Below are 14,098 nucleotides of genomic sequence, written 5' to 3' on the forward strand. Positions count from 1 at the left end.
CGTCCGAGGGTGCTCGTGTCCGGGCCTGCGCCTGATGGCTCGGACTTCAGCGCAGTTTGACGGTGGAGGCGGCCCACAATTCGGCGATCCGGCCGTTCTCGATGCGCATCATCTCCATCAGTGTGGCGGGTTCGCCCGTCTGGCTCGTGCCGTGCACTGTGGACCGGACGGCGACCGTGTCGCCCTCGGCCACGATCTGGTCGGCCACCACGCGCAACGACGGGTAGCGGTCGCGGATCTCGCGCCAGGCGTCCCTGATTGCCTCCACTCCGGTCGTGCCCATGGGATGGCTGTAGAAGCCGGGGGCGAAGATGTCGTCCACCGCGTCGAGGTCTCCGGCCATGGCTGCCTCGTACATTCGCTCCACCAGGGTCTTCTTCGGGTGCTCATCCATCGCAAGCCTCCTTAACGATCGGTCGGTAAGTGAGTGTGACTGCTTACTGAACGGTCGTCAAGTAGACTTCGGCGCGAAGGAGGGAGCGATGGCCGAATCGAGGGCGCGGACCGGCGGCCGGGACGCTGCGCGGACGCGCGCCCGGATCCTGGCGGTCGCCCAGGACCTGTTCGCCGAGCGCGGGTACGCGGGCACGTCGGTCGCCGACATAGCCGGTCGGCTCGGCACCAGCAAGGCTGCTCTTTATTACCACTTCTCGGCGAAGGCCGACATCGCCCAGGCTCTGCTGGCCGGCCCTGTCGAGGCGTACGCCCGGCTGGCAACCGCGCCCGGCGACAGGTCCGCAGAGGAGCTGCTCGCCGCTGTGATCGACACGACGGCGGAGCTGCACGAGCTGGTCGACGTCATCGGCAACGACCCGTCGCTGCAGTCGGCGCGGGGCGCCCTGGTGTCCCGCTCCCGGGAAATCAACGATGACATCGTCCGCGTACTGGCGGGGTCGGGGCCGGGCCGTGCGGGGGAGGTACGGGCCCAGGCGGCCTATGCCGTGGCGAAGAACGGCACGCTCGCCCTGCTCGCCGGCGGCACCGGCGGCCTCTCGCCGTCCGACCGGGCCGAACTGCTCGCCGCCGCCGTCCGCGCCCTCACCCCGGGTTGATCGACTCGCTCACGGCTGCGGCCTGCCGGTCCGGCCCTCACGGTGAGCGGGCCGAGGCCCGCCGGGCTTCAGCCCAGGTGCGAATCTGCCGAGGGCCTTCAGGGTCTCCTACAGCGGATTGCCGGCGGCAGGCTCGGGCAGGCCGCCCGGCCAGGCACGCGCCGTGGCGGCGGCGGGCCGTCGTCTGAGCCACGAGGTGGGTCCCGTAGATCCCGTATGCCGGAACACGGCGGTCACCGCAAAGCCGCATGACACCGACTTACCGCGGTTCTTCCGCCACCTCGGCGTCACCCGCTGGCTCGCTGTTCCCGGGGCGATCTCGAACCTGGCTATCGGTTATGACTGAACGCTGGAAAGCGGCGGATCCGAATTGTCCTCTGATGCGGCTGTGACAGAGGGACTAGTTAAGTCGGGGTTCAAACTAGCCGCTTAGGGTCATTTGCTTCGCATGAGTCAACGAAATGCGCCGTATGGGCGTCAGGTGCGGCTCTTGTCGCTTAACTTCTTGAGTACGCCGGATCGAGGTCAACGACCCGGCGTACTCCTGCCGAAGGGCGATTCCCTCAGCCGTAAACTGGGCGTTTACGCTGACCACTTTACCTGCTTCTAGCCGGGTGGGCTGGGCTTTGGGGTGATCTCTTCGGCTGTTTCCGACGCGAAGGGGTTGCTTCATGAAGTTGGGCAAGACCGCGCTCCTGCCGATCGCCGCACCCATCACGGCTGTGGTGGCCTGGCCCGATCACCCCTGGGTGAGTATCGGCATAGCCGTGGCATGTGCCGTTTCCCTGGCTGTCCTGCTCGTCGTCTTCGCCTGTCGGGGTGGCACCGTCACTCTCAGTTCAGGTAGAGGTGATGGCCGGAAGGCCGCGAGCGTCCGCGTACCCGGGCGCCGTGGAAAGCGCGCTCGTTGATCTCGGGCGGCAACCGGGTGTAAGGCATCAGTGCCCTGCACTCGGTAACTCGCCCGCCGAGTATACGGGGAGCGGTTGAGGCAGGAGCGCAGGCTGTTGATGAACGCGCCTGCAGCCCCGCCTTCCCCAGCGGCGTGACCGGGGTGCTAGGAGGTTTACAGGCCTCACGATCCGGCGAAGCGCGGCGGCTCGGATCGGAAACCAGTGTGGGGCCTCGGCGTTTCACGCGGCCCTGTCGGCTGGAAGGCTGGCGGGGCCGCATATTCGGCATCCTAGGAAACTGCTGCATAAGTCGGATATTTGCCGGTCGAGAGTCTTCCTGTGGCTCCAAGATTCCTCGATCTCGAGCGTGTTTGCGACCTGTGGATGTGGAAGAATCCATACAGGATTTCGAATTTCGAGGGGGGTGTGATGGATCTGTTCGACGCCGATTCCGAGCACCTCCCTCGCTTGAACAATCCTGGCGATGGCAACTGGTGGGAGCGGCTCACTGCCAACTCGCCCCTTTGGTCTTCCGAGGGCGCGCTTGCCCGTGAATATGTGCCGATAGTCGAGCCCAGGGCGCGGAAGCACGCGAGCCGGTTCGATGACTCGGAGAAAACGCCCAACTCTGCCCGCACATTCGAGACTCGTGGTGTTAACGCGTCCGGCGTCGAACAAACCGACGATGAGACCGCAAGCGGTGCCTCTTCCGACGGTGCGTCTCCTGAGGGTGCATCTCCTGAGGGTGCGTCTCCTGACGGCGTCGAGTGTGCCGGCAGCGATGCTCCTGCTGGCGCAGCCAGCGATGCTTCTGGTGGCGCCTTGGGCGCTGGCCGAAACGATGCGGGCCGTGATTGGGATGCTGGTCGCGATCGGGTTGCCGGTGGTGCTTGCGGTGCGGGGTCGTCGTCGTGGGTGGCGGTGGCGGCTGTTGGTGAGGCGGCGCGGGCGGTGGCGTTGGTGGCGGTGCCTGAGTCGGCGGAGGTGTGTCTGGCTGAGGCTGAGGAGTTGCTGGCGGCACGGGACCGGATCACTTCGGCGCTGGCCGCCCGGGTGGGGCGGGTGCATCGGGCCGGGGAGGCGAAGAGCCATGGGCATGCCTCCACCAGGTTGTGGTTGCGATCCGTTGGCGGGATGACCATCCCGGGTGCGGGCCGGTTGGTGACGATGGGCATGGAGTTGGGTCGTCTGTCGCGGGTGCGTGAGCGGTTCGCCGAGGGCAGCTTGGCGGAGGGGATCGTGGAGGCGATCTGCACGGCCACTGCGGGGTTGACCGATGAGCAGGCCATGACGGCTGAGGGGATTTTGCTGGAGTTGGCGGGGTCGGCGGGTGCGGCGGAGGTGGCCAAGGCGGGGCGGTATCTGCGGGCGGTGCTGGACCCCGACGGCCACGAAAGCGGTGAGCAGGCCGATTTCGACCGCCGGTTCTTCCGGGTGCGGCGGCGTAGGAACGGCGGGCTGGAGGGAGAGTTCTACCTCCCGGTCGAGGCGGCCGCGCGGTTGCAGCACCTGCTGGACGTCTACGCCAAGCCGAAGGCCGAGGGGGATGACCGCACCCCGAGTGTGCGGAACGCGGATGCGTTCATCACGTTCCTGGAGAACAAGATCGCAACCGAGCTCCTGGTGCTGGTCAACGCCGAATCCCTGCCCGACGACCCTCCAGCCGACGAACCCTCACGCGAGCCCGCAGGCACCGACCCCCCAGGCGACGCCGCTGACTCCTCTGCCGACCACCCCACCAGCGACCCGGTAGACACCGACCCGAGCGACGGCCCTGGCCCCGACTGCTCCGGCACCGGCACCGGCACCGGCCCTAGTCCTGACCCCGACCCGTCGGGCACCGACCCCGGCTCTGGTCCTGACCCTGATCCCGGCTCGTCGGGCGCCCATCCCTCAGAGACCGGCTACTCAGACGCCGGCTTCTTGGACGCCAGCTTCTTGGACACAGAACCGGGTGACGACCCTGGCCCTGAGCCTGGCTCAGGCTACGACCCCGTTCCCGGCCCTGACGCCTGCGCCGCTGCGGACTGCGGCTCTGACGCCTGTGCTACCCGCGCTGCCGCGACCTGCGCTGGCGCGACCTGTGCTGGTGCGGCCGACGCCACCGGCGAGTCCTCCGCCGCCGACTCCGCCTCTGATCCGCCGCCCGAGCACGGCGATCCTCCTGGTACCCACATTGGGGAAAGCCCAGGCGGGGACTGCCCTGTCGGCGACTGCTCGGCGGGGGACTACCGGCATGCCTTTGCGCCGGGTGAAGCGCCGCATGGGATGCGCGGGGCTGGCTCCGACGCGCCGTCGGGTGCGGAGGGGAGCACCTGGCCGCGAGCGGGCTCCGGTGCGCCGCCCGGCTCGGGAGACCGGGCGTGGGCGGAAGGCAGCGCCCGGCTGGGGGGAGACGCCCAGGTGGGAGGCGCGGCCTGGTCGGGAGGCAGCGCCCGGCGGGGAGGTGGCGTCTGGGCGGGGTCGGGGGTCGGGGTGAACAGTCCGCCGCCGGGGGTGTGGTTGCGGGGGTTGCCGGGGCTGATCCTGGCGACCGGGCATCTGCTGCCTGTTGCCAGTGTGCATCGGCTGGCCCGTACCAGCGCTTTGGTGCGGATCGTGATGGACGCCGGTGGGCAGGTGCTGGACATGGGCCGAAAGGTCCGTCTGGCGACCCCGGCGCAGCGGCGGGCGGTCTTCGCCCGGTATGCGACCTGCTGGGTGGACGGCTGCCCGCTGCCGGCCACGATGTGCCAGATCGACCACGCCGAGGACTGGTGCAGCGGCGGGCTGACCGACCTCAAGCTGCTGGGACCGGCGTGCCAGTTCCACAACCGCGACCGCTACCGCCACCCCACCCGCTACACCCGCCGCAAGATCGGAGCCGACCGCTGGGCCTTCACCTACCGAAACCCCCGCACCACCCGACTGCGGGTGTAGAGGCGGGACACCGGCAGGGCCGGGACGGCGAGTCGTCGTCGCCCCGGCCCCGTGCCGGCGCAGTAAGACCGGCGCAGTAAGACCGGCGCGGTAAGACCAGCGCGGTAAGACCAGCGCGGTTCAGGCCGGTACTGAGGCCACGCCGGGCTCCAGGAAGCGGGAGCCGGTGACCTCCTCGGAGATGCCCGTACGGTCCAGGTACGGCGTGATACCGCCGGTGTGGAACGGCCAGCCGGCGCCGAGGAGCATGCACAGGTCGATGTCCTGGGGCGCGGCGACCACGCCCTCGTCGAGCATCAGCCTGATCTCCTGGGCGAGGGCCCGTAGGGCGCGCAGCCGCACCTCGTCCGTTGTCGAGGGGGACGTGGTCGAAGGGGACGCGCCGCCCTCGAACAGCGACCGAACCTCCGGGTCGATCTGGAAGTCGGGGCCGTAGAGGCCCGGCTTGCCCGCCGCGACCAGCTTGGCGAGGTTCTCCGACACGCCGAAGCGGTCCGGGAACGCCGCGTGCATGGTCTCGGCCACGTGCAGCGCGACGGCCGGGCCGACGAGCTGGAGCAGCGCGAACGGCGTCATCGGCAGGCCGAGCGAGTCGAGCGCGTGGTCGGCGGTCTCCAGCGGGGTGCCCTCGTCGGCCGCGGCCGTGACCTCGCCCATGAAGCGGGTCAGCAGCCGGTTGACGACGAACGCGGGCGCGTCCTTGACCAGCACGCACGACTTCTTCAGCGTCTTGCCGACCGCGAAGGCCGTCGCGAGCGTCGCGTCGTCGGTGGCCGCGCCCCGGACGATCTCCAGCAGCGGCAGCACGGCGACCGGGTTGAAGAAGTGGAAGCCCACCACCCGTTCGGGGTGGCGCAGGCCCGCCGCCATGCCGGTGACCGACAGCGAGGAGGTGTTGGTCGCCAGCACGCAGGTCTCCGAGACGACCTCCTCCACCTCGGCGAACACCTTCTGCTTCACCGTGAGGTCCTCGAACACCGCCTCGATCACGAAGTCGGCGTCGGAGAATGCGTCCTTGGTCAGCGACCCGGTAACCAGGCCCTTGAGCCGGTTGGCCTGGTCGGCGGAGATCCGGCCCTTGGCCAGCAGCTTGTCCACCTCGCCGTGGACATATCCGACGCCCTTGTCGAGGCGGGCCTGGTCGAGGTCGGTCAGCACGACCGGGACCTCCAGGCGGCGGGCGAACAGCAGCGCGAGCTGAGAGGCCATCAGCCCGGCGCCGACCACGCCGACCTTGGTGACCGGGCGGGCGAGTGACCTGTCGGGCGCACCGGCCGGGCGCTTGGCCCGCCGCTGCACGAGGTCGAAGGCGTACAGCCCGGCGCGCAGTTCGTCGCCCATGAGCAGATCGGCCAGCGCCTCGTCCTCGGCCGCGAAGCCCTCGTCGCGCGACGCCGTGCGAGCCAGGGCGACCAGGTCGAGAGCCCGGTACGGCGCGGGGGAGGCGCCCCGCAGCTTGAGATCGACGAGGGTCCTGGCCTGGTCGATCACCGGCGTCCAGTCGCCGGTGGTGTGGTCGGGGCGCTCCACGGTCACCTCGCCGCGCAGCACCTGGGCCGCCCATCGCAGCGACTCCTCCAGGAAGTCGGCGGGCTCGAACATCGCGTCGGCGATCCCGAGGGCGTACGCGTCGCGGCCCTTGATCATGCGGTTCTGCGACAGCGGGTTCTCGATGATCAGCTTCAGCGCCTTCTCCGGGCCGATCAGCCGGGGGAGGAGCTGGGTGCCGCCCCACCCGGGCACCAGGCCGAGGAAGCACTCCGGCAGCGCGATCGCCGGGACCCCGGACGACACGGTGCGGTAGGTGCAGTGCAGGGCGATCTCCAGCCCGCCGCCCATCGCCGCGCCGTTGACGAACGCGAACGACGGCACTCCCAGCTCGCCCAGGCGGCGGAACACGTGGTGGCCGAGCGCCCCGATCGCGACGGCCTCCTCGCGGGCGGACACCTCCGCCGCGCCCTTGAGGTCGGCGCCGACGGCGAAGATGAACGGCTTGCCCACGACGCCGACCGCCGCGACGTCGCTGCGCGCGGCGATCCCGTCGAGCGCGTCGTCCAGCGAGAGCAGGCCGTGCGGGCCGAAGGTGTTCGGCTTGGTGTGGTCGTGCCCGTTGTCGAGAGTGATCAGCGCCATCGTGCCCGCGCCGTACGGAAGCTCGACGTCGCGCACGAGCGCCTTGGTCACGACCTCGTCGGCGTTCCTGCCCTCCAGGAGGGCCTTCCAGGTCTCGATCGTGCTCATGCGAGGTTCTCCCAGATGACGGTGCCGCCCATGCCCATGCCGACGCACATCGTGGTGATCCCGTAGCGGACGTCGGGACGCTCGGCGAACTCGCGCGAGAGCTGGATCATCAGCCGCACGCCCGACGACGCGAGCGGGTGGCCGAACGCGATCGCGCCGCCGTACGGGTTGACCCGCGGGTCGTCGTCGGCGATGCCGAAGTGCTCCAGGAAGGCCAGCACCTGTACGGCGAACGCCTCGTTGATCTCGAACAGGCCGATGTCGCCGATCGACAGCCCGGCCAGGCGCAGCGCGCGCTCGGTGGAGGGGATCGGCCCGACGCCCATCACCTCGGGGTCGACGCCGGCGAAGGCGTACGACACGAGGCGCATGCGCGGGGTCAGGCCCAGCTCCTCGGCCACCTCCTGGGCGGCCACGATGCAGCCGGTCGCGCCGTCGTTGAGGCCGGAGGAGTTGCCCGCGGTGACCCTTCCGTGCGAGCGGAAGGGCGTCTTGAGGCCGCGGATGCCCTCCAGCGTCGTGCCGGGGCGCGGCCCCTCGTCCACGGTGGCGAGGCCCCAGCCCTCGGCGGCCTTGCGGGTGGCCACCGGCACGAGGTCGCGCTGGATCCTGCCGTCGGCGTACGCCTTGGCGACCTTCTCCTGCGAGGCGACGGCGAAGGCGTCGGCGCGCTCCTTGCCGATGGACGGATAGCGGTCGTGCAGGTTCTCCGCGGTCATGCCCATGACCAGCGCCGAGCCGTCGACCAGCCGCTCGGACAGGAACCGGGGGTTGGGGTCGACGCCCTCGCCCATCGGGTGGCGGCCCATGTGCTCGACGCCGCCCGCGATGGCCACGTCGTACGCGCCGAAGGAGATGCCGCCCGCGACCGTGGTCACGGCGGTCATGGCGCCGGCGCACATGCGGTCGACGGCGTAGCCGGGGACCGACTTCGGCAACCCGGCGAGCACCGCCGCGGACCTGCCGATGGTCAGGCCCTGGTCGCCGATCTGGGTGGTGGCCGCGATGGCCACCTCGTCCACCCGCTCCGGGGGGAGGCCGGGGTTGCGCCGCATCAGCTCGCGGATGACGCGGACTACCAGGTCGTCGGCACGCGTCTCGGCGTACAGGCCCTTCGGGCCCGCCTTGCCGAAAGGCGTCCGAACGCCGTCGACGAAGACGACTTCACGGGACGCAGGCACGGGTTCGCTCCTACTAGTCGGTAGCTGCCGGAGTCCCATGCTACTGGTCGGTAACCAGTTCTGGGAGCGGTGGGCGCGCCGCGCCTGTGAGAGATCGTTAACCCGGGAGAAACCGGTAGGAATCAGCACATGTGACCAACAGCGATCTCATTCGGGATGTAAGCCCCACAAACCTCAAGATTCACTCATGTAACTCACATGATTCCATTCTTGGGGCATTGCACTTGAAAAGGGATCCAATGCACTCCCCTGTGCGCGCCTGGACCAAGGCGCTCGCCGCGGCCGTCACGGCCGTGACCCTGTCCACCTCCCTCCTCCCGGGACCCGCGCACGCCGAACCGCCCGGATCGGCCGGCTCGGCCGGCGACGACGGCACCTGGACCGTCGAACCCGTCGGCGGCGGCCACCGGGTCACCCTCCGCCTGAACAAGCCGCTGCCGGTCCGCGACGCCGTTCCCGAACTCGCGGCGGACGGCCGGTCGCTCGGCCCGGCCGAGGAGTCGCCCGACGGCATGACGCTGACCGTCGTCACCCCCGACCCCGCCGTCGCCACGGCGTCCTCCGTGGACGTGGCCTGGAACGGCGAGGTGCCCAGGGTCAGCGGGGCGGCCGTCGGCAGGGCCGCCCCGTCACCCGCCGGTTCTCCGACCAGGACACACGGCAAGCCGGCCCCCGTGCCCGTCGACCCGGCCGCGCCCGGTCCGTACGCCGTGAGCCACGACGAGTACGACCTCGGCGACACCGCTATCACGCTGGAAGGGCTCGGCGGCCGCCAGGCCGAGATCCGGGCGAAGGTCTACCTGCCCGAAGGCGCCCCCGGCAGGCGCCCGCTGGTCGTCTTCCTGCACGGCCGCCACTCGGCCTGCTACAACCCCACGACCCGGGCGACGTCCAACACCCAGTGGCCCTGCCCGGCGGGGCAGCAGCCCATCGCCAGCTACCAGGGATACGACGGTCCCGCGGATGTGCTCGCCAGTCAGGGGTACGCCGTGGTGTCGGTCAGCGCCAACGGCGTCAACGCCGCCGACAACCCCTACAGCGAGGACCGGGGCGCACTGGCCCGGGGCGAGGTCGTCATGAGGCACCTCGACCTGCTCGCCGACGCGGCCAAGGGGGTGGGCGACGCGAAGCTGGTGAGCCTCTTCAGGGACCGCCTCGACATGTCCGACGTCGGCCTGATGGGCCACTCGCGGGGCGGTGAGGGCGTCGTCAAGGCCGCGCTGATGAACGCGGGCCGGGCGAAGCCGTACGGGATCAGGGCGGTGCTCCCGCTCGCGCCGACGGACTTCGCGCGGGCGACCCTGCCCGGCACGCCGATGGCCGTCATCCTGCCGTACTGCGACGGGGACGTCTCCAACCAGCAGGGCCAGCACTTCTACGACGACTCCCGGTACGCCGTGGACGGCGACCCGGCCTTCCGGGCCTCGCTGATGGTCATGGGCGCCGACCACAACTTCTTCAACACCGAGTGGACCCCGGGCGTGGCGCACGCGCCCGCGTCCGACGACTGGTCGAACCGCAACGACCCCGTCTGCGGCGGCTCCGCGCCGTCGCGGCTGACCGCCGCCGAGCAGTACGCCGTCGGCACCGCGTACATCGCCGGGTTCTTCCGGCTCGTGCAGGGCGGCGAGCAGGGCCTGCTGCCGCTCTTCGACGGCAGCGGCGGCACCACCCCCTCCGCCGGGCGGGCGGTCGTCCACACCGTCGCCCAGGCGCCCGCGGCCGGGCGCCTCGACGTGGCCGCCTTCACGTCGCCGTCGCCGTCCACTCAGGTCTCCGGCGCGGCCACCGCGGTCGTCTGCGCGGGGATGCTCGACCGCTCGCCGCAGAGCGGCCTGCCGTCCTGCGCCTCCGCGCTGACCACCTCGCAGGCGCCGTCCTGGACGCCCGCGACGTACGCCGGAAACGTCGCCTCGACTCCGGTGCTGCGGTTCTCCTGGAGTGACCCGACGGGCGCGGTGACCGTGCCGCTGGACAAGCCCGACCAGAACGTCTCCCGCTACGACGCGCTGACCTTCCGCGCGGCCCGGGACGAGACGGCGACCGGCGAGGTGGACCTCGCGGTCGAGGTCGTCGACAAGAGGGGCGCGTCGCGGACGTTCAAGGTGTCGGAGGTGAGCGACGCGCTCACGCCGTTCCCCGGCACGGCCTCGCCGCTGCCCAAGACCTGGCTGAGCACGGTCCGCGTCCCGCTGAGCGCGTTCACCGGCGTCAAGCCGCAGCAGATCAGCGAGATCCGGATCTCGGGCGCGAGCCAGAAGGGCGCCGTCTACCTCGCCGACCTCGCGTTCACCACCATGGCCGCGGGCGAGGCCCGTACCGACAGGCTGCCGCAGGTGTCGGTGGAGGGCACTGCGGTGGACGAGGGCGACGGACCGGGCACGGCCCTGATGAAGGTGCGGCTCACGGAGAAGAGCAGGACGCCGGTGACGGTCCAGATCCAGACGATCGCGACCGGGGCCACACCGGTGGTCGCCTCCGCGGCGCAGGAGGTCGTCATCCCGGCCAGGTCCCTGGAGGCGTCCTTCCAGGTGCCGGTCAACGGCGACACCGCGGTGGCGTCCGCGCCGCAGTCCTACCAGGTGGTCGCCTCGGTGCCGGTCAACGCGACGATCGGCGGCGGCTTCACCCGGCTCCTCGTCACCGACGACGACATGAGCTGACTCCCCTGCCGGCTGAGTCCTTCCGCCTGCGGAAGGGCTCAGCCGGCGTCAGGGACGGGCGTGCACGGTTTCACGGGTGAGCCCGCTCTGGCCAGCCAGGCGCCGAGTCTCCAGGGCCGCTGCGCGTTCTGGTTGTCGCGGAACTCCAGGACGAGCGTCTCGCCCGGCCGGATGAACTCCGGACGGATCCTGATCTCACGGACGTCGACCACCTGGGCCGCCTCGAACGAGCGCCACCGTTCCACACCCGCCCGCATCTGCGCCTCCGTGTGGCCCGGCGACCCGTAGGAGGGATCCACGCCCTCGAACCGGGGATCCGCGCACCGCGTGTGCGGCGCCAGGAACGACACGTCGGCCGTGACGCCGGCCGCCAGCAGATCGGCCTGCAGTCCCTCGGGGTCGCGCATCTCGTCGAGAGCCACCGTGATCGTGCCGTCGGGGTTCTCGGTCACCGCGTACGCCGGGGTCCCGCCGCCGGCGACCAGCGGTGTGGCGACGGCCGCCGCCACGACGCCGGCCGCGACCAGCAGCCGAGGGGCGGTGACGACCCGCCGCCGGGCGTGCATCCCGTCCATCAGCCGCCGTCTCGCCCCGGTGAGGTCCTCGAAGGAGGCCACCGGGACGTCCTGCCACATGCCGTCGAGCACCTTCATGATTGTTCTCCTTCTGGTAGCGACCGCCGGATCTGGGCGCGGGCGCGGTTGAGCCGCGAGGCGACGGTGCCGGGAGGGATGCCGAGCGCGTCGGCGACCTCCTGGTAGGTGAGGCCGGCCCAGGCGACGAGCAGCAGCACGTCGCGGTCGGCCCGTTTGAGCCGCAGCAGGGCCCGCGCCAGCGGGCGGTTGACGGCCAGGGTGTTGACGCCGTCCTCCACCTGCGCGCCCGCTGTCTCCCCCGGATGCACCCCGCTGCGCAGGTACGCGCGGTAGAGGGCGGCCTCGGCACGGCGGCGTCTGCCGATCATGTTCGAGGCGATGCCGTACAGCCACGGCCGGGCGTCGGGGCGGCCCCGGTCGTAATCGGCCCGGCTCTGGAAGGCGGCCAGAAAGGTGTCGGCCACGACGTCCTCCGCCTCGCCGGGACCCAGTCGCCTGGTCACGTAGCGGTGCAGAAGCGGCGCGTGCCGGTCGAACAGGACGGCGAAGATCTCCGGCTCGTGCAGCGATCTCCCGATGAGGGTCGCGTCATCCGCCGCGATGACTTCGCGGGTGGTTGTCATGCATCTCGGCCTTTCCTGGCGTATGCGGTCACCAGTACTTGCCGCGCCGGGCCGAAATGCTTCATTCCCAGGGCACGCGCCGGTCGCCGGCGTCCCGGGTCAGACCTCTCCCTTGATCTCCAGCCGTTCGAGCGCCTTGGTCAGCGGGTGGACGGTCAGGCCGATCTGCCACTCCCGGGCGCCCAGCGCGCGCAGCCGCGCGGACACCGACTCCTCCGTGACCGGGGCGGGCGGCTCCCACGTGAGGCGGCGTACGGCGTCGGGCTGGAGCAGGTTCTCGGTCGGCATGCGGTGCTCGTCGGCCAGCGCGGCGACGACGGCCCGCGCCGCCGCGAGCCGCTTGGCCGCGGCCGGGTCGCGGTCGGCCCAGCGGTTGGCCGGGGGAGGGCCGTCCCCGGGCCCCACGGGCTGCGGCAGCGCCGGTTCGGGCATCGTGCGGGCCCGGTTCACCGCCGCGAGCCAGTCGTTCAGGTGGCGCCGGGCGCTGCGGCCGACGAAGGGCGTGATCTCGGTGAGCGCCTTGGTCGTCCGCGGCTGGTCGAGCGCGGCCTGCACGATCGCGGAGTCGGGCAGCACGCGGCCCGGCGCGAGGTCGGCCTCCCGCGCGATCTCGTCGCGCAGCGTCCACAGCTCCCGCACCACGGCGAGCCCGCGCAGCGAGCGGACCCGGTGGATGCCGGAGGTGCGCCGCCACGGATCGGTGCGCGGCGGATGGGCGGGGGCGGCCAGGATCGCGGCGAACTCCTCCAGCGCCCACTCCAGCTTGCCCGTGGCGGTCAGCTCGTCGTGCAGGAAGTCGCGCAGCTCGACCAGTACCTCCACGTCGAGCGCGGCGTACCGCAGCCAGTCCTCCGGCAGCGGGCGGGTCGACCAGTCCGCGGCCGAGTGCCCCTTCTCCAGCCGCAGCCCGAGGACCAGTTCGACCATGGTGCCGAGGCCCACCCGCTCGTAGCCGAGCAGCCGCCCGGCCAGCTCGGTGTCGAACAGCCGCCGCGGCCGGAAGCCCAGCTCCGCCAGGCAGGGCAGGTCCTGGTTCGCGGCGTGCAGGACGATCTCGGCCTCCCGCAGCGCCTCGTCCAGCGCGGACAGGTCGGGGCAGGCGACGGGGTCGATCAGCGCGGAGCCCGCGCCGGCCCGGCGCAGCTGCACCAGGTAGGCGCGGCCGCTGTAGCGGTAGCCGGAGGCGCGCTCGGCGTCGACGGCCACGGGCCCCGTGCCACGCGCGAAGGCCTCCACGGCGGCCCTCAGCGCGGCGGGGTCCTCGATGACGGGCGGGATTCCCTCGCGCGGCTCCAACAGCGGCTGGATCACGGGTTCTGACACTGGCTACGGGACCTTCGGGTCATCTCTGCGGGCGGGACGCGGGTGCAGCGTCGCGACGTCGGGGGGCAACGGGGGGATGCCCGCCGCCAGGCACATCAGATCGCACCATGCGGCGGCGTGGGGCGACATGTCCTCGTCGAGCGGCGACCACGAGGCCCGCAGCTCGATCTCGGTGGTGACGGGGTCGTCGGCCTTGCTGCCGAACCCCTCAGAGACCGCCCGGGTGACCGTGCCGCCGACCGCCGCGTAGCGCGCGCCGTGCGCGTCGAGCGCCTCGGTGAGCCAGCTCCAGGCCACCGGCCCGAGCAGCGGATCCGTGGTCATCTCCGGCTCCACGTCGGCGCGTACGTAGGCGACCAGGCGGAACTGCCCCTCCCAGCCGCGCTGGCCGTCGGGGTCGAAGAGCAGGATCAGGCGGCCGACGGCGAGTTCGTCGTCGTCGCGGTAGACGGAGGCCCCGACGGCCCCGGAGTACGGCGCGAGCCGCTGGGGCGCCGGGATGTCCTCCAGCTCGATCTCCGGCCGGACCCCGGTGGGGCGCAGCGTCTCCAGCGCGCGCCGGAAGGCGGCGGGAGGCGCCGGCGGCTCACCGAGGGTCATGACGGAA

The 14,098-nt window shown here is 71.4% G+C and carries 10 protein-coding genes; 3 read left to right on the forward strand and 7 right to left on the reverse strand.

Annotation, left to right across the window (positions count from 1 at the left end; genetic code table 11):
* Nucleotides 1-46 precede the first annotated feature (46 nt).
* On the reverse strand, nt 47-394 hold the full coding sequence (locus tag FED44_RS05695) for an ester cyclase (protein WP_111698031.1): 348 nt from the start codon (nt 392-394) through the stop codon (nt 47-49).
* A gap of 88 nt (nt 395-482) precedes the next feature.
* On the opposite strand from FED44_RS05695, the gene FED44_RS36255 reads away from it, so the two are divergent.
* Nucleotides 483-1,052 carry a TetR/AcrR family transcriptional regulator gene (locus FED44_RS36255; protein ID WP_208758849.1) on the forward strand — a complete coding sequence of 190 codons (570 nt, stop codon included), beginning with the start codon at nt 483-485 and terminating at the stop codon, nt 1,050-1,052.
* Between the two features lie 1,814 nt (nt 1,053-2,866).
* Nucleotides 2,867-4,864 carry an HNH endonuclease signature motif containing protein gene (locus tag FED44_RS05705; protein WP_167521400.1) on the forward strand — a complete coding sequence of 666 codons (1,998 nt, stop codon included), beginning with the start codon at nt 2,867-2,869 and terminating at the stop codon, nt 4,862-4,864.
* 120 nt (nt 4,865-4,984) lie between these two features.
* Here FED44_RS05705 and FED44_RS05710 read toward each other — a convergent pair whose 3' ends face one another.
* Nucleotides 4,985-7,105 (reverse strand): 3-hydroxyacyl-CoA dehydrogenase NAD-binding domain-containing protein, encoded by a 2,121-nt coding sequence (locus FED44_RS05710; protein ID WP_138459992.1) that lies wholly within the window; start codon nt 7,103-7,105, stop codon nt 4,985-4,987.
* A complete protein-coding gene (locus FED44_RS05715) occupies nt 7,102-8,286 on the reverse strand; it encodes a thiolase family protein (protein WP_111697966.1) in 1,185 nt (394 codons plus the stop codon). Before FED44_RS05715 ends, FED44_RS05710 begins: the two co-directional genes overlap by 4 nt.
* A gap of 239 nt (nt 8,287-8,525) precedes the next feature.
* On the opposite strand from FED44_RS05715, the gene FED44_RS05720 reads away from it, so the two are divergent.
* Nucleotides 8,526-10,949, forward strand: coding sequence for an alpha/beta hydrolase (locus FED44_RS05720; protein WP_138459993.1), 2,424 nt, complete (start codon nt 8,526-8,528; stop codon nt 10,947-10,949).
* Between the two features lie 38 nt (nt 10,950-10,987).
* Here FED44_RS05720 and FED44_RS05725 read toward each other — a convergent pair whose 3' ends face one another.
* The 4 genes from FED44_RS05725 to FED44_RS05740 all read right to left on the reverse strand — a co-directional run bounded on the left by FED44_RS05725 (nt 10,988) and on the right by FED44_RS05740 (nt 14,091).
* Nucleotides 10,988-11,602, reverse strand: coding sequence for a hypothetical protein (locus FED44_RS05725; protein ID WP_111697964.1), 615 nt, complete (start codon nt 11,600-11,602; stop codon nt 10,988-10,990).
* A complete protein-coding gene (locus tag FED44_RS05730) occupies nt 11,599-12,168 on the reverse strand; it encodes an RNA polymerase sigma factor (RefSeq protein ID WP_138459994.1) in 570 nt (189 codons plus the stop codon). Before FED44_RS05730 ends, FED44_RS05725 begins: the two co-directional genes overlap by 4 nt.
* Before the next feature lie 99 nt (nt 12,169-12,267).
* Nucleotides 12,268-13,491: an HRDC domain-containing protein gene (locus tag FED44_RS05735; RefSeq protein ID WP_138459995.1), complete on the reverse strand. Its 1,224-nt coding sequence runs from the start codon at nt 13,489-13,491 to the stop codon at nt 12,268-12,270.
* Nucleotides 13,492-13,494: 3 nt separating this feature from the next.
* A complete protein-coding gene (locus tag FED44_RS05740; RefSeq protein ID WP_111697961.1) occupies nt 13,495-14,091 on the reverse strand; it encodes a DUF3000 domain-containing protein in 597 nt (198 codons plus the stop codon).
* Nucleotides 14,092-14,098: the final 7 nt, after the last annotated feature.

Origin of the sequence: Microbispora triticiradicis, from assembly GCF_005864065.1 — a bacterium.
Lineage (GTDB): Bacteria > Actinomycetota > Actinomycetes > Streptosporangiales > Streptosporangiaceae > Microbispora > Microbispora triticiradicis.

Bases quoted from the DNA above. Each gene is read 5' to 3' on its own strand.
- FED44_RS05725 (WP_111697964.1), bottom strand. From the start codon at position 11,602: ATGAAGGTGCTCGACGGCATGTGGCAGGACGTCCCGGTGGCCTCCTTC.
- FED44_RS05730 (WP_138459994.1), bottom strand. From the start codon at position 12,168: ATGACAACCACCCGCGAAGTCATCGCGGCGGATGACGCGACCCTCATC.
- FED44_RS05720 (WP_138459993.1), top strand. From the start codon at position 8,526: ATGCACTCCCCTGTGCGCGCCTGGACCAAGGCGCTCGCCGCGGCCGTC.
- FED44_RS05740 (WP_111697961.1), bottom strand. From the start codon at position 14,091: ATGACCCTCGGTGAGCCGCCGGCGCCTCCCGCCGCCTTCCGGCGCGCG.
- FED44_RS36255 (WP_208758849.1), top strand. From the start codon at position 483: ATGGCCGAATCGAGGGCGCGGACCGGCGGCCGGGACGCTGCGCGGACG.
- FED44_RS05695 (WP_111698031.1), bottom strand. From the start codon at position 394: ATGGATGAGCACCCGAAGAAGACCCTGGTGGAGCGAATGTACGAGGCA.
- FED44_RS05710 (WP_138459992.1), bottom strand. From the start codon at position 7,105: ATGAGCACGATCGAGACCTGGAAGGCCCTCCTGGAGGGCAGGAACGCC.